Raw genomic sequence first — 18,671 nt, 5'->3', positions numbered from 1 at the left:
CATTTTTCTTCTCTATGTTTAAAAAGAAGTTTCTCGCAGCAGCATTGGCCGCTTGTTGGTCAGGGATGAGTTTAGCTGCCCAATCAAACGAATTTAAAGTCACTGATATTCATGTCGATGGGTTGCAGAGGGTTTCTTTGGGAGCCGCCCTCTTGCAGATCCCGATTCGGGTCGGCGATGATGTGGATCAAGGCGAAATTAGTCAGAGTCTTAAACAACTCTATCGTAGCGGCGATTTTCAGGATGTTTCGGTCTATCGAGATGGGAGCACTTTGATCTATCGGGTCAAAGAGCGGCCAGTTATTGCGAAGATAGATCTTTCCGGTAATAAAGATATTAAAGATGATAAATTAAAAGAGAGTTTATCATCCCAAGGGATCCGTGTCGGGGAACCGTTGGATCGAACAAACCTGAGTAATATTGAAAAAGGCCTTGAGGATTTTTATTACTCGGTCGGGAAATACAATGCGCAGGTGAAAACGATTGTTACACCGCTTCCTCGAAATCGTGTCGATGTGAAATTTACTTTTCAGGAAGGGCTCTCCGCTAAAATCCAGCAAATTAATATCGTCGGTAATCACAAATTTTCAGATGACAAACTGTTAGAACAACTGCAACTGACGGACCATGTTCCCTGGTGGAATTTTATGGGGGACCAGAAATACCAGAAGCAGAAACTTTCAGGTGATTTGGAAACCATTCGTAGCTATTATTTTGACCGCGGTTATGCCCGTTTTCAGATTGAATCAACTCAGGTTGAGTTGACCCCGGAAAAACATCAGGTTTATATCACTGTGAATGTGCATGAAGGGGATATCTACAAAATTAAAGGGATTACTCTAAATGGTAATCTGATTGGCCGTAAAGCCGAGATGGAAAAGCTCGTATCAATTCGTCCCGGCGATACTTACAGTGGCTCTGATATCTCTGAAATGCAGGATATCCTGGAGAAGTTTTTAGGCCGTCAGGGATATGCTTATCCTAAAATTCAGGTATTTCCACAAATCGATGATAAAGATAAAACAGTAATGCTCAATGTGAATGTGGATCCAGGAAAACGGATTTATGTTCGCAATATCCATGTGCTTGGCAATACAGTGACAAAAGACGAAGTATTGCGCCGAGAAATGCGTCAGATGGAGGGTACCTGGCTGTCCAGTGAGAAATTGGAGCAGTCAAAACGGCGTCTGAATCGGTTAGGATTCTTTAGCTCCGTTGAAACTCAAACCAATCGAGTTCCCGGGAGTGATGATCAGGTTGATGTGGATGTTACCGTCAAAGAACAACCCACCGGCTCTCTAACGGCCGGTATTGGTTACGGGACTACATCTAAAATCAGCTTGAATGCCGGGATTACTCAGAAAAACTTTATGGGTACCGGGGATTCGGTCGGGATTACTTTAAGTCGTAACGCTTATTCAAAAACAGTGAATTTGTCTCATACCAACCCTTATTTTACCAAGGATGGCGTGAGTCTCGGTGAAAATATTTATTATCGAGATTTTGATGCTTCGAATGCGAACTTGGTTAGCTATACCAATAAAACCATCGGGATTAAGGGAACTTTAGGTTTTCCAATCGATGAAAATAACCGATTATCATTAGGGTTAGGGGGTGAAATTAACAAAATTTCGCAGAATGACCCGTATGAGCAGATCCGTCAGTTCTGGGATATTTATAGTGGTTATAGCGATGCGCATGATAATTCATTGTCATTTAAAAATATCACGGTAACCGCTGGGTGGTCTCGCAATACGCTGGACTTTGGTCAGTTCCCTACTGCGGGGAGTACTCAAAACCTAGACTTTGAGGTTGCGGTACCGGGATCGGATACGCAATATTACAAGTTGAGTTTTGAAACACGTCATTTTCTGCCATTAACCAAAGAGCATGATTGGGTGTTTTCTGCTCATGGCCGAGTTGGATATGGGAATGGTTATGGCCAGGTTGATGGTAATGATCAGATTTTACCATTCTTTAAAAACTTCTACGCCGGGGGATGGGGATCAATTCGTGGTTTTGCGTCGAATACCGTAGGACCTCGAGCGATTTATCGGGATTATTATGATGGTGAAAATGGTTATGTTCCGGGTCGAGCTATCGGTGGAAACGGGGTTGCCGTCGGCAGTTTTGAACTGATTTTCCCGACGCCACTTGTCAGTCAAAGTTACGTGCATTCATTAAGAACCACTGCATTTTTTGATTTTGGTACCGCGTGGGACACTGAATATGATACGGCACTGGCAATGCGGCAGTGTGTGCGTGATTGTGACGAAATCGGCGATTATAGTAAGCCAAATCGAATTCGGGCCTCAGTCGGGGTCTCATTACAGTGGCGATCACCGATTGGACCAGTGGTCTTTGCATTATCGAAACCGGTTAAAAAATACCAAGGTGATGAAACCGAGTTTTTCTCATTTAATTTAGGTCAGACATTTTAGATAAACCAGAGGAGTCTTCTGTGAAAAAATTGATTCAAACTGCATTTCTTTCGGCGGCCTTGATGGCTCCTACAGCTGCAGTGATGGCAGATACAAGTATCGCCACCATTGATATGCGGGTTATTTTCCAGCAGTTGCCACAACGTGAAGCGGCTATGAAAAAACTGCAAGATGAGTTTGCTGGACGGATAAAAGAGCTGAAAGCACTGGAAAGTAAGATTAATGATCTCTATCAGAAACGTGAAAAAGATCAAGCTTTGATGAGTGATGATGATAAAACGAAACTGAATCGGCAAATTGAAGCGATGCAAACTGAATTTCAGTTAAAACGTAAAAATTTCCAAGATGATCATCGTCAGGAAACTGAAAAAGAACAGCAGAAGTTGTTAGCGAAAATTCAAAGCGCTGTGAGTACGATTGCAAAACAAAAACACTATGATTTAGTGTTACCTATTGATGCTACTGCTTATGCGAAACCAAGCTTGGATATTTCGAAAGAAGTGATTAACGAAATTAGTAAACAGAAATAATAGAGTGTAAATCATGACCGTAACGTTACAGCAAATCGCTGAATGGGTCGAAGGTGAGTTGAGAGGTCCTGTAGATGCACAGATTGATAAAATTGCATCTTTGCCTAAAGCCGGACCTTCTGATGCCACATTTTTAACCAGCAGCCAGTATCGCCATCAGCTGCCTGATTGTCAGGCTGGAGTGGTTTTGCTCAGAGAAGCTGATGCTGAGTTTGCGAAAGGGGCGGTGATTGTCGTTAAAGATCCCTATCTCGCGTATGCCTATTTGGCTCAGCATTTAGATACGACACCACAGAGTGCCCAGGGTATTCATGCGAGTGCGGTGATTGCTGATGATGTTGTTCTTGGATCCGATGTGCATATTGGGGCTCATGCTGTGATTGAGTCCGGTGCTCAAATTGGCGATGGATGTCAGATTGGAGCCGGGTGTTTTATCGGAGCTCAAACTCAGATCGGTGCTCGGACAAAATTATGGGCCAATGTTTCTATTTATCATGATGTCTTGATTGGCTCTGATTGCCTGATTCAGTCAGGTACTGTAATTGGTGCCGATGGTTTTGGATATGCCAATGATCGCGGTCAGTGGGTTAAAATTCCTCAGACGGGGCGAGTCATTATTGGTGATCGAGTAGAGATTGGCGCTGCGACTTGTATTGATCGCGGTGCATTAGACGATACGGTAATTCATGATGGCGTGATTATTGATAATTTGTGTCAGATTGCTCATAACGTCGAAATCGGCGACAATACCGCAGTTGCGGGTTGTACCACAATGGCAGGAAGTCTTAAGGTCGGCAAATATTGTATTATTGGTGGTGCCAGCGTCTTTAATGGACATATGGAAATATGTGATCAAGTTCATATTTCGGGTATGTCTATGGTGATGCGACCGATCGATAAACCCGGAGTTTATTCTTCAGGTATCCCTGCGCAAAGTAATAAAGAGTGGCGTAAAACAGCAGCTCGAGTCATGAAAATAGATGAAATGCATAAAAAGTTGCGAGCTTTAGAGCACCAACTGGAGCAGTTGAGCGCCAATAATAAAAATTAAGTTTCACAGGAATAAAATTTTGAGTCAGGAATTAAATAGTCTTGATATACAAGACATTCTGGAGTTATTACCGCATCGTTATCCTTTTCTATTAGTCGATCGGGTACTCGATTATGAAGTAGGTAAGTCGATTCATGCCATTAAAAATGTATCGATTAATGAGCCTTTTTTCACTGGACATTTTCCTGAACATCCAGTGTTCCCAGGGGTTTTAATTCTGGAAGCAATGGCTCAGGTAACCGGAATTTTGGCATTTAAATCAGCTGGAAAACCACGTGAAAATGAGCTTTATTATTTTGCAGGGATTGATAAAGCGCGCTTTAAGCGTCCGGTAGGTCCTGGTGATGTCGTTCACTTTGAGGTCGATTATCTACGTGATATGCGTGGGGTTGGCAAATTCAAAGGGGTCGCTAAAGTTGATGGTGAAGTCGTGTGTGAAGCGACGGTAATGTGCGCTCGAAGAGAGTATCGATGATTGATTCAACTGCAATAATTCATCCTACAGCGATTATTGGCTCTGATGTATGCTTAGGCGCCGGAGTTCAGGTGGGTGCTTATAGTGTGCTGGAAGGGAATGTAGAAATTGGAGATGGAACCTGGATTGGTTCCCATGTCGCTATCAAGGGAGATACCTCGATCGGTCAGAATAATCGGATCTATCAGTTTGCTTCTGTAGGTGAAGATTGTCAGGATTTGAAATATCGAGGCGAACAAACGTCTTTAGTTATCGGTGACGATAACAGTATCCGGGAAGGTGTGACCATTCACCGGGGGACAGTACAAGATAAAGGCGTTACTCGGATTGGTAGCCATAATTTATTTATGGTTAATTCGCATGTGGCCCATGACTGTGTGATTGGTGATTATTGTATTTTTGCTAATTGTGCTACTTTAGCCGGTCATGTGACCATTGGGGATTATGTTATTTTTGGTGGGTTGTCTGCGATTCATCAATTTGGCAAAGTGGGAGCTCACGCCTTTATTGGGGGGTGTGCGGCGCTGAATAAAGATGTACCACCTTATGTGATGGCTGTCGGAAATTATGCGCATCCGGTTACAATTAATAGTGAAGGGCTCAGTCGCCGGGGCTTTAGTAAAGAAGCGATTCGAGCACTCCGTCAGGCCTACAAAATTCTTTATCGGGGTAACAATACCGTTGAAGAAGCCATTGAAAAGATGAAAGCTTTAGGTGAGCAATTTAGCGAAGTGCAGTTGTTTATCGACTTTTTATCCGAACATGGCCGGGGCATTATTCGGTGACACAGTCTGCTACTCACCCACCTTTACATATTGCCCTTGTCGCCGGAGAAGTCTCCGGCGATATTTTAGGTGCGGGACTCATTAAACAGCTCCGTCAACTGTATCCTCATGCTCAGTTTTCAGGTATTGCCGGCCCTTTGATGCAAGCTCAGGGTTGCGAAGCTATTTTTGATATGGATGAGCTGTCGGTAATGGGAATTGTTGAAGTCCTTGAAAAACTTCCCCGGATTTTGAAAGTGCGTCGACAACTTCTGCAACAATTATCTGCACGGCCCCCTGATGTTTTTATTGGAATTGATGCGCCTGATTTTAATTTAGGTGTTGAAGATAAATTGCATCGGCAAGGGATCAAAACAGTTCATTATGTGAGCCCTTCGGTTTGGGCCTGGAAGCAGAAGCGAGTGTTTAAGATTAAACGGGCTTGTAACCTGCTGCTGGCATTTTTGCCTTTTGAAAAAGCCTTCTATGATAAGTTCGATGTGCCTTGTGAGTTTGTTGGGCATACGATGGCCGATGCGATTGACTTAGATGTGGCTAAAACGCCTGCTCGTCAGCAATTAGCGATTGAACCGAAAGGGCCGCTGTTGGCCATGTTGCCAGGGAGTCGTAAAGCTGAAGTGGAACTTCTCAGTGAACCGTTTATTGGGGCTGTTAATTTGCTTTCGAAATCGATTCCTGATCTCGAAGTGATTGTGCCGTTGGTGAATGCTAAACGACGGGCTCAATTTGAAGCGTTGCTCAGTCAGTATCACTGTCAGGTCCCGGTTCATTTGGTGGATGGTCAGGCTAGAGCCGTCATGGCGGCTAGTGATGCGATATTATTGGCTTCGGGTACAGCTGCTTTAGAGGCCATGTTAGTCAATCGTCCTATGGTGGTTGGATATCGGTTAAAACCATTGACATACTGGTTGGCAAAACGACTGGTGAAAACACCGTATGTCTCATTGCCTAATTTACTTGCTGGCGAGCCATTAGTGCGTGAGTGTATTCAGGACGAGTGTACTCCAGAGGTATTGGCTAAAGCATTGAAGCCGTTATTGACGGATGAGCAAAGTGTGCTATTGACCCGCTTTAAAGCATTGCATCAACAGATCCGTTGCGGTGCGGACAAACGCGCTGCGGCTGCTATTCAAAAAGTGATTGAATCATGAGTTTTATTTATCCAAGTGACTTTCAATATTTTGCAGGGGTTGATGAAGTGGGTCGAGGGCCGTTAGTCGGTAATGTGGTCACGGCTGCGGTGATTTTAGATCCTGTACACCCGATAGTAGGTCTGGCGGATTCCAAGAAATTATCAGAAAAAAAGCGTGAAATATTAGCTGAAGAGATTAAACAGAAATCCTTGGCGTGGTCGATTGGTGAAGCAACCCCTCTGGAAATCGATCGACTAAATATTCTTCAGGCGACCATGCTGGCGATGCAGCGTGCGGTAGCTGCACTGCCGATCAGGCCGGATTATGTGTTGGTCGATGGAAATCGCACGCCTGAATTTGCGTGTCCGAGTGAAGCGATTGTTAAAGGGGATGGATTAGTGGCCGAGATCAGTGCTGCTTCGATTATTGCCAAAGTAACGCGCGATCATCAGATGCTGGAACTGGATGCTCAGTATCCTCAATATCAGTTTGCCAAGCATAAAGGCTATCCGACTAAATTGCATTTAGAGTTGTTGGCTCAATTTGGGCCATTAGAAAATTATCGGAAAAGTTTTAAACCGGTTCAGCGTGTGATTGCGACAAGAGAGATTCATCATGAGTCATGATCCCCGATTTGTGCATTTAAGAATTCACAGTGACTATTCGATGGTTGATGGGCTCAAAAAAGTCAAACCGATTGTCGAAGCGGTTGCGGCCCAGCAGATGCCAGCGATGGCTTTGACGGATCAGACCAACCTCTGTGGTGCGGTCAAGCTTTATGGGGCCGCGCATGCCAAAGGAATTAAGCCCATTATGGGGACTGATTTCTGGATGCATAGCGAAAGTCTCGGCGATGAGTTGACTCGCTTAGTGGTGTTAGCCAAGGATAATACTGGCTATCAGAATGTGACGCAGTTGATCTCCAAAGCCTATTTGCGAGGGCATGTTCAGGGGCAACCGGTCATTGAGCGGGATTGGCTGGTTGAGCACAAAGAAGGCATCATCATTTTATCCGGTGGTCGGGAAGGGGATATCGGTCGGGCGCTGCTGAAAGGAAATCGACCGATGCTGGATGAAATGGTTGCCTTTTATCAGCAGCATTTTCAAAATAACTTTTTCTTAGAGCTGATTCGGACTCATCGCCCTGATGAGGAAACTTATCTGCATATGGCCATTGAGTTGGCGCAGCAGGCGAGCCTACCGGTCGTGGCCACCAATGAAGTGGTCTTTTTAAAACAAGATGAGTTTGAAGCACACGAAATTCGGGTAGCGATTCATGATGGGTATACATTAGCGGATCGAAACCGACCCAAAAAATACAGTAGTGAACAGTATCTGCGTAGTGAACAGGAGATGTGTGAACTGTTTGCTGATATTCCTGAAGCGTTGGTGAACTCGGTTGAGATTGCGAAACGCTGTAATGTAACGATTCGCTTAGGGACTTATTTTTTACCGGAATTTCCAACCGGTGGGCAGGATATCGAAAGCTATTTCACCGATAAAGCCAAACATGGTTTAGAAGAGCGTTTGGCGTTTTTATTTCCTGATCCGGTGGTTCGGGCCGAGCAGCGCCCCCGTTATGATGCCCGTTTGCAGCGCGAGTTGGATGTTGTTTTGCAAATGGGATTCCCCGGTTACTTTTTAATCGTGATGGAATTCATCCAATGGAGTAAGGACCATCGGATCCCTGTAGGTCCTGGGCGAGGTTCAGGAGCGGGGTCGTTGGTGGCTTACTCGCTCAAAATTACCGATCTGGATCCATTGGCCTTTGATCTACTGTTTGAACGCTTCCTTAACCCAGAGCGGGTATCGATGCCTGATTTTGACGTCGATTTCTGCATGGATCGCCGTGATGAAGTGATTGAGCATGTGGCAGATTTATATGGCCATGATGCCGTTTCGCAGATTATCACCTTCGGTACCATGGCTGCTAAAGCGGTGGTGCGAGATGTGGGGCGGGTATTGGGGCATCCGTATGGGTTTGTCGATCGCATTTCAAAATTGATCCCTCCTGATCCAGGCATGACTTTGGCCAAAGCATTTGATGCTGAGCCAAGACTCCCGGAATTATATGATCAGGATGAAGAAGTTCGAGAACTCATCGATATGGCCCGTATTTTAGAGGGGGTCACCCGTAATGCTGGGAAACATGCTGGTGGGGTGGTGATCTCGCCGACTAAAATTACTGATTTTGCGCCGTTATATTGTGATGAGGAAGGCCATCATCCGGTCACTCAATTTGATAAAAGTGACGTGGAATATGCCGGGCTGGTGAAGTTTGACTTCTTGGGACTTAGAACCCTGACCATTATTCAGTGGGCTCTGGATATGGCCAATGAGAAATTGCTTAAGAGAGGTCAGCAACCGATTGATATTGCGGCGATTCCGTTAAATGATCAGAAATCTTTTGAGGTGTTGAAAGCGTATAAAACCACCGCCGTATTCCAGTTGGAATCACGAGGTATGAAAGACCTGATCAAACGTCTACAGCCTGACTGTTTTGAAGATATGATCGCTCTGGTTGCCCTATTCCGTCCTGGACCATTGCAATCTGGGATGGTGGATAACTTTATTGAACGTAAACATGGTCGTGAGGAAGTTTCTTATCCGGATGCAACCTGGCAACATGAAAGTTTAAAACCCATTCTAGAGCCAACCTATGGGATCATCTTGTATCAGGAACAAGTGATGCAGATTGCTCAGGTGTTGGCGGGGTATACCTTGGGGGGCGCAGACTTACTGCGCCGAGCCATGGGTAAGAAAAAACTGGAAGAGATGGCAAAACAGCGAGCCGTTTTTGAGAAAGGCGCTATTGATAATGGCGTGGACGGCGAGCTGGCGATGAAGATTTTCGACTTAGTGGAAAAATTTGCCGGTTATGGATTTAATAAATCTCACTCGGCTGCTTATGCGTTAGTGTCTTATCAAACACTGTGGATGAAAACGCATTATCCTGCATTTTTTATGGCTGCGGTGATGTCCGCTGACATGGATAATACTGATAAAATTGTCACTTTGGTCGATGAATGTCATAATCTGGGCCTAACAATCGTACCTCCAGATGTAAACAGCGGTGTTTATCGCTTTTCTGTAAACGATGAGAATGAAATTGTTTATGGTATTGGTGCGATTAAAGGTGTCGGTGAAAGCCCGATTGATGCCATTTTAGAAGCGCGTCAGGAAGGAGGACAATTTATTGATCTATTTGACTTTTGCTGTCGTGTAGACCTAAAACGGGTCAACCGGCGAGTGATGGAAAAATTGATTCTCTCGGGGGCTATGGATAAACTCGGGCCCCATCGGGCGACATTAATGGCCACATTGGAAGTGGCAATGAAAGCGGCGAGTCAACGAGCTCAGGCCAGAGCACATGGTCAAAATGATCTGTTCGGTGAATTAATGCTGGAAGCGGATGAGAGTCGCCCTCAGTTTGTTGAAGTGCCTCAATGGGGCGATAAAGTCTGGTTGGAAGGTGAGAAAGAGACGTTGGGTCTTTATTTAACCGGACATCCAATTAACCACTATTTACCTGAATTAAAGCAGTTTGTTTCGGGTCGGTTATCGGAGTTACGTCCAACGGATCGGGATACAACGACAACGGCTGCCGGATTAGTGCTCTCTGCGCGGGTGATGGTGACTAAACGGGGCTCGAAAATGGGGATCTTACAACTGGATGATCGCAGTGGACGGTTGGATGTGATGTTATTTTCTGAAGCATTTGAGAAATATCAGGAGCTTTTAGAGAAGGATCGTATCTTAGTTGTTCAGGGACAAGTAACCCACGATGATTTTTCAGGGGGGATCCGAATGACTGCGCGTGATGTGATGGATATGAGTCAGGCTCGGGAGCGTTGGGCGAGTGGTTTGCAGGTTGTTGTGCAAAAGCCACAGGCTGGCGAACAGTTTTGGCAGGAATTTATTACGGAAATGGAACCCTATCGTAACGGCACCTGTCCTGTTACCATTCGTTATATTGGAGAGCATGAGCAAGGTTGCTTGCGATTGGGTACCGATTGGCGAGTGATACCGGATGACAATTTGTTAGATGGGTTAGCGCGGCTTTTGGGGCAGCAACAGGTTTCACTGGAATATAACTGACAGTAAAAAATTATGAGTTTAAATTTTCTAGATTTTGAACAGCCAGTAGCAGAGCTACAGGCTCAGATTGAAGAACTCCGGCTGGTAAACAGCGAGTCAGGCATGAATGTTGACCTGGCAGAAGAGATTGCGCAGTTGGAGAAAAAACAACTGGATCTGACCCGCAAAATTTTTGGTGATTTGGAGGCGTGGCAGATCGCGCAGTTAGCTCGTCATCCTCAGCGACCTTATACCGCAGATTATATTGAACATATTTTTTCTGAGTATGATGAAATGTGTGGGGATCGGGCGTTTGCCGATGATAAAGCGATTATCGGTGGGATTGCGCGTTTAAATGACCAACCGGTGATGGTGATGGGTCATCAAAAAGGTCGGGAAACTAAAGAAAAAATCAAACGTAACTTTGGGATGCCACGGCCGGAAGGCTATCGTAAAGCGCTGCGATTAATGGAAACGGCAGAACGTTTTAAAATGCCGATTTTGACCTTTATCGATACTCCGGGGGCTTATCCTGGCGTGGGAGCGGAAGAGCGAGGTCAGAGTGAAGCGATTGCGCGTAACTTACTGGTGATGTCTCAATTAAAAGTTCCAACGATCTGCACGGTGATTGGTGAAGGTGGCTCAGGTGGCGCACTTGCTATCGGAGTGGGGGATCGCGTGAATATGCTGCAATATAGCACGTATTCGGTGATCTCACCTGAAGGTTGTGCTTCCATCCTTTGGAAGAGTGCTGAGAAAGCATCAGTAGCCGCTGAAGCGATGGGCATTACGGCTGCACGTTTAAAAGAGCTTAAGTTGATTGATGATGTCGTTGAAGAGCCATTGGGCGGAGCGCATCGTAATGTTGCGATGATGGCCGAACGTCTGAAAGCCAAATTAGTGAGTGACTTAAGCCAGTTGCAGCAGAAGTCGGTGGAGGTATTACTTGAAGAACGCTATCAACGACTGATGAGTTATGGCTATTGTTAATTGATCATTGATTCAGCCCGCCCAATAGGGCCTGTAATCTTTCATGGTTGAATTTTGTGCAAATCAAACCCAGTTTGAACGAGGTGCGCTCTGTAACGCTTAATAAGCTAAGCAAGTAGGGCGCAATGCCTGTTCAGAATGGGGGTAAATGTACTTGAGAGGCAATCTGAGCTTGATTGATTCAGTGTTAACGTCGTTGATGGAGAATCATTCTACGACACAGCATCAGCTTTGCCTCAATTAAACTCAAATGACTGTAAAACTAATCGGTCAATAGGCCCTAAGTGGGTTTATTTATGTTGGATTTTAATTTATTTTGCGAGCGTATAGAGGCTTTAAATGCTTCTCATGCTTCGATTCTGATTGCGCTAAGCGGTGGGATTGACTCCATTGTATTAGCGCATCTTTTATCCCGTTATCAGCACCGTTATCCTAGACAAAAGTTACAGGCGGTGCATGTCCATCATGGTCTGATGGCCCAAGCTGATGACTGGCAGCGATTCTGCCAGCAGTTTTGTCTTCAATTGCAGATCCCGTTTGTTGCTCATCAAGTCAAAGTTGAGCAAGGCCCTCGTTTAAGTTTAGAAGAACAAGCCCGAAAAGCGCGTTACGAAATTTTTAGCCACTATGCGAATCAAGGTTATGTGATCGCTTGCGCACATCATCTCGATGATCAGGCTGAAACCTTTCTGATTAATTTACAGCGGGGAAGTGGTGCTGCGGGTTTGGCGGCAATGCCTGTAAGTCGAGCTTTGGGGAAAAGTCATCTCATTCGGCCATTGCTTGATACCTCTCGTGTTGAAATAGAGCAATATGCTCTTTCACATCAGCTTGAGCATATTGAAGATCCAAGTAATCAGGATCTTCGAATTGAGCGTAATTTTATCCGGCATCAGTTGTTGCCGATTTTTAAAGCGCGTTGGCCGCATTGGCTTGCGCAAGTGGGACAAAGTTGCCAGTTATTAGGTCAGGCACAACAACTTCAAGATGAGTTGGCCCTGATCGATGCCGAACGTTTTATCACGTCGCAAGGAGCTCTCGCCAATGATTTATCGATACTTTCGGACGCTCGGCAAAATAACTTGATTCGATTTTGGTTACATCGTTTAAGCGGTAGCTATCCGTCGCAGCAACAGCTTAGCCAGATCCGCCAACAAATGGGGGCGCGAGAAGACCGTATTCCAATAATCTCTGTGGCTCATGGAATCGTGCGGCGCTATCGCTATCGTTGGTATTGGTCTGAAGCACAGGTTACAGCTTCTCACGGGCTGGTTTGGCCCGATCCACTGAGTCCCGTAAACATGGGAAAGCGACAGCTGGTGATGCTCACTGGCGGAACACTTCGGGCACCATCTTCCGATGACAAGATTTCGGTGCGTTTTCGCCATGAGGTTGATAATCCATCGATGCGGCCGCTAGGGCGTAACGGGAGTCGGAGCTTAAAAAAATTATTGCAGGAACTGGCTGTGCCACCGTGGCAACGCGATCATATTCCGCTCATTTTTTATGGGGAACAGTGGGTTGCACTTGCCGATCAATTGATTGATGAACGATGGGCGGTTGCTGATGGCAGCGGTCTACGTCTGGTCATTCGTTCGGATCTCTGAGGGCTCTATCCCGAATGAAAAAGGTCTCATTGAGACCTTTTTCTATCTAAGCGATAAGTGAAATCAACTTACAAAGATTGAACATATTGAATGACGTCATCGATGGCGACTTCAATTTTATCTCCACCTCGGCGTGATTTATATTCAACAACCCCTTTATCTAGGCTGCGCTCACCAATCACTAACATATGGGGAATACCAATAAGCTCCGCATCGGCAAACATAACCCCAGGACGTTCTTTACGATCATCGAACAATACTTCAATTCCTGCATCTTGTGCTTGCTGATACAGTTTTTCAGCGACTTCTTGAACGCGATGCGATTTATGCATGTTCATTGGAACTAATACTAATTGAAATGGGGCGAGCGCTTCAGGCCAGATGATCCCCGCATCGTCATGATTTTGTTCAATAGCTGCCGCGACGATACGTGAAATTCCTATCCCGTAACAGCCCATGCTCAGAATTTTATTTTTGCCTTGTTCATCCAGTACGGTTGCATTCATCGCTTTCGAATAACGATCACCTAACTGGAAGATATGACCCACTTCAATACCGCGTTTGATTTGCAATGTACCGTTGCCACAAGGGCTGGGATCACCGGCGACCACGTTCCGCAAGTCGGCTACTTCTGGCAGCGGAAGATCACGTTCCCAGTTGACACCAAAATAATGTTTGCCATCGATATTAGCCCCTGCACCAAAGTCAGCCATTTTGGCAACGCTTCGGTCAATCACAACCGGAATAGGTAAATTGACCGGCCCTAAAGAACCCGGGCTTGCACCAATGACGCGACGGATCTGTTCTTCACTGGCAAATTGCAGCGGTTCAGCCACGAGTGGATGATGTTCAGCTTTAATTTCATTGAGAGTGTGATCACCACGAACCATCAATGCGACCAGTTCACAATCGGCCTCTTCGGCGGCAACAACGACTAATGTTTTGACTGTTTGAGTAATCGTTAAACCAAATTGAGAGACAAGCTCATCAATTGTTTTGGCATCGGGGGTATCGACTAAAGTCATTTTCTGACTGGGGGCTGGACGTTCACCAATGGGAGCCAGTGCTTCTGCTTTTTCCATATTGGCGGCATAATCTCCGGCATCGGAAAAGACGATATCATCTTCACCGGATTGTGCGAGTACGTGGAATTCATGGGAGTTATTACCCCCAATGCTACCTGTATCAGCCAGCACTGGACGGTATTCCAAGCCTAAACGATCAAAAATACGGCAATAAGCATCGAACATTGTTTGGTAAGTTTCTTCCAGAGAACTTTGATCAATATGGAACGAATACGCATCTTTCATCACAAACTCGCGGGCTCGCATCACACCAAAACGAGGACGCACTTCATCACGGAATTTAGTCTGGATCTGATATAGGTTCAACGGGAGTTGTTTATAACTGCTGATCTCTTTGCGAACTAACTCCGTGACGACTTCTTCATGTGTTGGACCTAATACAAAGTCACGGTCATGGCGGTCTTTAATTCGCAGCAGTTCAGGGCCATATTTGGTCCAACGGCCTGATTCGAGCCAAAGGTCGGCTGGTTGAACAACCGGCATATTGATTTCAATAGCGCCTGCCCGATCCATCTCCTCGCGGACAATATTTTGAATTTTTTGCAGAACCCGAACACCGGTCGGGAGCCAAGTATATAGGCCTGAAGCGAGTTTCCGAATCATGCCAGAGCGCAGCATCAACTGATGGGAGATGACTTCTGCGTCACTAGGCGTTTCTTTAAGAGTAGAAAGAAGATATTTACTCGAACGCATGGTTGTCCTTTCATGTAGGTATCAATAATCTAAGATGGTCTGATTTTATCAGGCAGTCATGAGGCTGTCAGGATTTGTCGCGCCTATCTCCAATAATTTTTGCCGGGTTGCCTGCGACGATAGCCCACGCAGGAATATCGTTTGTCACCACGGCATTCATTCCGACGATGGCATGATCGCCGATTTTTACGCCGTCGACAATACCTGCACCGGCACCAATCCAGACATCGTTGCCAATAATGACCCCAAGCGAACGGGTATTTTGCTGATAAATGGGATGTTCTGGATGCATCCCATGATTGAATCCCCAGATCTGCACTGAGTTGGCGATGCGGGTTTGATCGCCAATAATAATGCCCTTAGTGCCACCATCGAAGCTACAGCGATGATTAATGGCGACTTCGCGCCCTATTTGGATAGGACCATGCAAGAAACTCTCTGCGGCAATAAAGCTGCCGTCACCCATGGTGATAGCGCGTCCGGGCTCTGCAAATAGTTGGGCTTCTGGAGCCAGAAAACAATTTTGACCAAATGAAACGGTTTCAAGTGCTGAGAGCTCTGTTTGTAATGATGTTTGCCAAGGGCGAGCCCAACTTAAATGTTTTTCTTTTAGTCGGTAGTACAACCAAGGCATCCAGCTTAGGCGTTTTTTATGTTGGTCTTGATAATGCGCTAGAGCGGACTGATCTCGATAATCTGGCATTGTTCACCTGTCACAATAAAGCGGATATTAAAGCGGATGAGTTGCACGCCATAATGGTGATGATCGGCTTTGCCCGGTTTATATCGATAGCTGGGGCGCGGATCTTGGCGTAGTACATCCTCAATCAATCGAATGTCATTGGATGTTAATCCAAGATTTTTTTGTTGGCGCAGTGCGATCTCACTCCATTGGAGGTCAAGTTTTGCCGTGGGGGCTTCAGCGGCATAGCCTGCTCGTGTATGTTCAATATGATCGGCGTAATCAAGGTAAGGCTTGATATCGAAAACAGGCGTGCCGTTGACCAGATCACCGCCATGAAAACTCAGGCAAGGGCCTTCACTGAGATAGTCGATATGACTTAGTTCCAACACTGATAATCCCATTCCATTCGGTCGGAAAGTGGAACGACTAGCAAAGACACCGATCTTTTGGTTACCTCCTAATCGAGGCGGACGCACTTTGTTTTTCCATCCTTGATTCTGATGAAAACCAAAGATGAGCCAGTAATGGCTGAACTGCTCGATCCCATCAATAATTTCCTGTGCATTATAAGGCTCGATGAGTTGTAACTGGGTCGTTGCAGTTGTCACTAGTCCTGGTTGACGAGGGACTGCAAATTTTTCTAAGTAAGGTGAACGAATATAGCCAATGGGCTCAATGGTGTATTTATCCATGACGATTTAGTCCAATACCTGAACAACCTTTCCATAGCAGCTGACGGAGCTGTAGCAAACGTTATCTGCGGGGTAACTGGCACAGGTTGAAAAAACAACCGCATTGGCTTGTGGCATATCAGCGGCTTGACGGATCAAATCCACTTGAGCTTGTTTTTTATCGGCGGGAGGCTGATTATCCTTTTCCTGACAAGCATGGCCTTCTAAGGTGCCTAATACTTGATAGTGGTGCTCGAGCAGTTGCTCTTTCGTGAGCACCTGAATTTTTGAGGTTTTAAAATATTCTTTAAAATTTTCTTTATCGACATTGCTGTGAAACGGATACAGACTACAGCCGCTGAGCAGTACACTCGCGCTCATAATAGTGATAGTCGTTAATCGGATTCGATTTTTTAATAACATAAGATGTGTGCTCAATTGATCAACGTCGCGAACGGTATGTATCATTCGCGACGTTTAGCTTAGGGGCAAGGATACGTGTATCGCTGATGTATTGATTCTATCTGACTGATGACTTCACCGGAAAGTTCCAGATCAATACTATCAATATTACTGATCAACTGTTCCATTGAGGTGGCACCAATAATACTGGAAGCTAGAAAAGGTCGGGAATTGACATAAGCCAGTGCCATTTGTGCCGGATCAAGATGGTGGGATTGCGCTAAATCGACATAGGCCTGGGTAGCCGCATACCCTTGTTCACTTAAATAGCGAGAAAAACGTTTAAATAGTGTTAATCGGCCATTCTTAGGCCATTGGTTATTCAGATATTTACCGCTTAACATTCCAAAAGCCAGTGGAGAATAAGCCAACAACTCAACTCCCTCTCGATAGGCAAATTCGGCCAAACCGGTTTCAAAACTGCGATTAAGCAGGTTATAGGGATTCTGAATGGTTACCATTCGTGGCAAGTCGTGTTTTTCTGCCAGTCGCAAATATTGACTCACTCCCCAAGCGGTTTCATTCGAAACACCGATATAGCGAATTTTCCCCTCTTTGACTAGCTCACTGAGCGCTTGCAAGGTTTCGACAATCGGGGTCCCGTACTCATTTGGATTTGCTTCAAACCCAAGTTGACCAAAAAAGTTGGCACTGCGATCCGGCCAATGTAACTGGTAAAGGTCTAGATAATCGGTTTGTAAACGCTCAAGCGATGCATGTACGGCTTCACGGATATTACGCCGATCAAGACGCATATTCTCTCGGATATAGTTGGTTCGAAAAGGCCCTGCGACTTTGGAGGCCAAAACGATTTTTTCACGTTGGTTGGTTTTCTTCAGCCAATTCCCAATATAAGTTTCAGTGAGCCCTTGGGTATCTGACTCTGGAGGAACCGGATACATTTCGGCAGTATCGATAAAATTAATACCGCGCGTAAGTGCATAATCGAGTTGCTGGTGGGCTTCGTGTTCGCTGTTTTGCTTACCCCAGGTCATGGTACCTAGACAAAGTGAGCTAATGGATAAGTCGGAATGAGGGATTTTGTGATAGCGCATATAAACTCCGAACTCGGTAAAAAATCAGAAGCAGTCAAGTGACAGAATGCGTGATCCTTAAGCATTACGCAATATGTCCAGTCGTTTGGTTTCTTATTTAAGCTGTATGATAGCTATATTAAAGTGGGGGTAAGATCAGTTACACTCCCAGCTAATTTTAATTTTTTTATATAGAGTTCAGAGTATGAATAAAACGCCGGCTATCTTCTTAGACCGCGATGGGGTGATTAATGAAGATGGTAATTATGTCGCAACCGCAGATGACTTCCATTTTATTAAAGGAAGCATTGAAGCGATGCAACAACTGAAAAAGTTAGGATGGCGATTAGTCGTGGTGACTAATCAATCTGGTATCGCCAGAGGATTGTACTCTGAAGATCAATTTCTTCATCTGACGGAATGGATGGATTGGTCGTTAGCGGATCGTGGGGTCGACTTAGAGGGAATTTACTACTGTCCTCATCATCCAGACTATGGGCAGGGCGAATATCATCAGGATTGCGATTGCCGAAAACCGAAGCCGGGCATGTTTTTGCAAGCCAGTGAAGAACTCAATATTGACTTGACGCAATCATGGATGATTGGCGATAAAGCCTCTGATCTGGAAGCTGCTAAAAATGCAGGCGTAGAGCAACGGATTTTAGTTCGCAGTGGCAAACCGCTCACCCAAGATGGTGAACAACTAGCGACTTATATTCTGGATGATTTGGCCGCCGCCGCGCAGCTCATCGCTAAACAAAGTTAAATATAAGAATGATGGCGGTGAATCGTTTATTTCATCGCCCCAAAAGAGAGAAATTGTGGAAAACATTGTGACTAATCTGTGGTAAAAGTGTGTGTAATAAAAATATATAATTTTCTTCAAAAAAGTTCTTGCGCTTGTCCGGCAAATCCCTATAATGCACCACCACTGACACGGCACACCAGCCAA

At 45.3% G+C, this 18,671-nt stretch carries 16 protein-coding genes; 11 read left to right on the top strand and 5 right to left on the bottom strand.

The genetic code is table 11. The features are described from left to right. The first annotated feature begins 14 nt into the window (after positions 1 to 14). The 10 genes from bamA to tilS all read left to right on the top strand — a co-directional run bounded on the left by bamA (position 15) and on the right by tilS (position 13,089). Positions 15 to 2,441 (top strand): outer membrane protein assembly factor BamA, encoded by a 2,427-nt coding sequence (bamA, locus tag ABUE20_RS13905; protein WP_408620544.1) that lies wholly within the window; start codon positions 15 to 17, stop codon positions 2,439 to 2,441. 20 nt (positions 2,442 to 2,461) lie between these two features. Then, positions 2,462 to 2,971, top strand: coding sequence for an OmpH/Skp family outer membrane protein (locus tag ABUE20_RS13900; RefSeq protein ID WP_408620543.1), 510 nt, complete (start codon positions 2,462 to 2,464; stop codon positions 2,969 to 2,971). A 10-nt stretch (positions 2,972 to 2,981) separates the two neighbouring features. Further along, positions 2,982 to 4,022 carry a UDP-3-O-(3-hydroxymyristoyl)glucosamine N-acyltransferase gene (gene lpxD / locus ABUE20_RS13895; RefSeq protein ID WP_408620646.1) on the top strand — a complete coding sequence of 347 codons (1,041 nt, stop codon included), beginning with the start codon at positions 2,982 to 2,984 and terminating at the stop codon, positions 4,020 to 4,022. A gap of 19 nt (positions 4,023 to 4,041) precedes the next feature. Continuing rightward, on the top strand, positions 4,042 to 4,497 hold the full coding sequence (gene fabZ, locus ABUE20_RS13890) for a 3-hydroxyacyl-ACP dehydratase FabZ (protein ID WP_408620542.1): 456 nt from the start codon (positions 4,042 to 4,044) through the stop codon (positions 4,495 to 4,497). Then, positions 4,494 to 5,282: an acyl-ACP--UDP-N-acetylglucosamine O-acyltransferase gene (gene lpxA, locus ABUE20_RS13885; protein WP_408620541.1), complete on the top strand. Its 789-nt coding sequence runs from the start codon at positions 4,494 to 4,496 to the stop codon at positions 5,280 to 5,282. Before fabZ ends, lpxA begins: the two co-directional genes overlap by 4 nt. Continuing rightward, a complete protein-coding gene (gene lpxB / locus ABUE20_RS13880) occupies positions 5,279 to 6,433 on the top strand; it encodes a lipid-A-disaccharide synthase (protein WP_408620540.1) in 1,155 nt (384 codons plus the stop codon). Before lpxA ends, lpxB begins: the two co-directional genes overlap by 4 nt. Next, entirely contained in the window at positions 6,430 to 7,041 is a 612-nt protein-coding gene (gene rnhB, locus ABUE20_RS13875; RefSeq protein WP_408620539.1) for a ribonuclease HII, read from the top strand. The genes lpxB and rnhB overlap by 4 nt, the downstream gene beginning before the upstream one ends. Further along, positions 7,031 to 10,513, top strand: a complete 3,483-nt coding sequence (gene dnaE, locus ABUE20_RS13870) for a DNA polymerase III subunit alpha (protein WP_408620538.1) — start codon at positions 7,031 to 7,033, stop codon at positions 10,511 to 10,513. The genes rnhB and dnaE overlap by 11 nt, the downstream gene beginning before the upstream one ends. Positions 10,514 to 10,525: 12 nt before the next feature. Further along, positions 10,526 to 11,482: an acetyl-CoA carboxylase carboxyl transferase subunit alpha gene (accA, locus tag ABUE20_RS13865; RefSeq protein ID WP_408620537.1), complete on the top strand. Its 957-nt coding sequence runs from the start codon at positions 10,526 to 10,528 to the stop codon at positions 11,480 to 11,482. Positions 11,483 to 11,778: 296 nt separating this feature from the next. Beyond that, positions 11,779 to 13,089, top strand: a complete 1,311-nt coding sequence (tilS, locus tag ABUE20_RS13860) for a tRNA lysidine(34) synthetase TilS (protein WP_408620536.1) — start codon at positions 11,779 to 11,781, stop codon at positions 13,087 to 13,089. A 68-nt stretch (positions 13,090 to 13,157) separates the two neighbouring features. Here tilS and ABUE20_RS13855 read toward each other — a convergent pair whose 3' ends face one another. The 5 genes from ABUE20_RS13855 to ABUE20_RS13835 all read right to left on the bottom strand — a co-directional run bounded on the left by ABUE20_RS13855 (position 13,158) and on the right by ABUE20_RS13835 (position 17,740). Beyond that, positions 13,158 to 14,867 carry a proline--tRNA ligase gene (locus ABUE20_RS13855; RefSeq protein WP_408620535.1) on the bottom strand — a complete coding sequence of 570 codons (1,710 nt, stop codon included), beginning with the start codon at positions 14,865 to 14,867 and terminating at the stop codon, positions 13,158 to 13,160. A 67-nt stretch (positions 14,868 to 14,934) separates the two neighbouring features. Next, positions 14,935 to 15,570: an acyltransferase gene (locus ABUE20_RS13850; RefSeq protein WP_408620534.1), complete on the bottom strand. Its 636-nt coding sequence runs from the start codon at positions 15,568 to 15,570 to the stop codon at positions 14,935 to 14,937. After that, positions 15,540 to 16,244 carry a tRNA (N6-threonylcarbamoyladenosine(37)-N6)-methyltransferase TrmO gene (gene tsaA, locus ABUE20_RS13845; protein ID WP_408620533.1) on the bottom strand — a complete coding sequence of 235 codons (705 nt, stop codon included), beginning with the start codon at positions 16,242 to 16,244 and terminating at the stop codon, positions 15,540 to 15,542. The genes ABUE20_RS13850 and tsaA overlap by 31 nt, the downstream gene beginning before the upstream one ends. Before the next feature lie 6 nt (positions 16,245 to 16,250). After that, positions 16,251 to 16,646: an Rcs stress response system protein RcsF gene (gene rcsF / locus ABUE20_RS13840; RefSeq protein WP_408620532.1), complete on the bottom strand. Its 396-nt coding sequence runs from the start codon at positions 16,644 to 16,646 to the stop codon at positions 16,251 to 16,253. Positions 16,647 to 16,705: 59 nt separating this feature from the next. Beyond that, complete coding sequence (locus ABUE20_RS13835) at positions 16,706 to 17,740, bottom strand: NADP(H)-dependent aldo-keto reductase (RefSeq protein ID WP_408620531.1); 1,035 nt, start codon at positions 17,738 to 17,740, stop codon at positions 16,706 to 16,708. Between the two features lie 184 nt (positions 17,741 to 17,924). On the opposite strand from ABUE20_RS13835, the gene gmhB reads away from it, so the two are divergent. Then, positions 17,925 to 18,485 (top strand): D-glycero-beta-D-manno-heptose 1,7-bisphosphate 7-phosphatase, encoded by a 561-nt coding sequence (gene gmhB, locus ABUE20_RS13830; RefSeq protein ID WP_408620530.1) that lies wholly within the window; start codon positions 17,925 to 17,927, stop codon positions 18,483 to 18,485. The last annotated feature ends 186 nt before the right edge of the window (positions 18,486 to 18,671 follow it).

It is taken from the genome of Celerinatantimonas marina, assembly GCF_046054165.1.
Lineage (GTDB): Bacteria > Pseudomonadota > Gammaproteobacteria > Enterobacterales > Celerinatantimonadaceae > Celerinatantimonas.
The sequence above is the reverse complement of the archived record's forward strand: the minus strand, read 5'-3'. Positions and strand labels throughout refer to the sequence as shown.

Excerpts from the sequence above, each read along its gene's own strand:
- rnhB (WP_408620539.1), top strand. The coding sequence starts at position 6,430 with ATGAGTTTTATTTATCCAAGTGACTTTCAATATTTTGCAGGGGTTGAT.
- tsaA (WP_408620533.1), bottom strand. The coding sequence starts at position 16,244 with ATGGATAAATACACCATTGAGCCCATTGGCTATATTCGTTCACCTTAC.
- ABUE20_RS13835 (WP_408620531.1), bottom strand. The coding sequence starts at position 17,740 with ATGCGCTATCACAAAATCCCTCATTCCGACTTATCCATTAGCTCACTT.
- ABUE20_RS13855 (WP_408620535.1), bottom strand. The coding sequence starts at position 14,867 with ATGCGTTCGAGTAAATATCTTCTTTCTACTCTTAAAGAAACGCCTAGT.
- accA (WP_408620537.1), top strand. The coding sequence starts at position 10,526 with ATGAGTTTAAATTTTCTAGATTTTGAACAGCCAGTAGCAGAGCTACAG.
- gmhB (WP_408620530.1), top strand. The coding sequence starts at position 17,925 with ATGAATAAAACGCCGGCTATCTTCTTAGACCGCGATGGGGTGATTAAT.
- bamA (WP_408620544.1), top strand. The coding sequence starts at position 15 with ATGTTTAAAAAGAAGTTTCTCGCAGCAGCATTGGCCGCTTGTTGGTCA.
- dnaE (WP_408620538.1), top strand. The coding sequence starts at position 7,031 with ATGAGTCATGATCCCCGATTTGTGCATTTAAGAATTCACAGTGACTAT.
- rcsF (WP_408620532.1), bottom strand. The coding sequence starts at position 16,646 with ATGTTATTAAAAAATCGAATCCGATTAACGACTATCACTATTATGAGC.
- lpxA (WP_408620541.1), top strand. The coding sequence starts at position 4,494 with ATGATTGATTCAACTGCAATAATTCATCCTACAGCGATTATTGGCTCT.
- tilS (WP_408620536.1), top strand. The coding sequence starts at position 11,779 with ATGTTGGATTTTAATTTATTTTGCGAGCGTATAGAGGCTTTAAATGCT.
- ABUE20_RS13850 (WP_408620534.1), bottom strand. The coding sequence starts at position 15,570 with ATGCCAGATTATCGAGATCAGTCCGCTCTAGCGCATTATCAAGACCAA.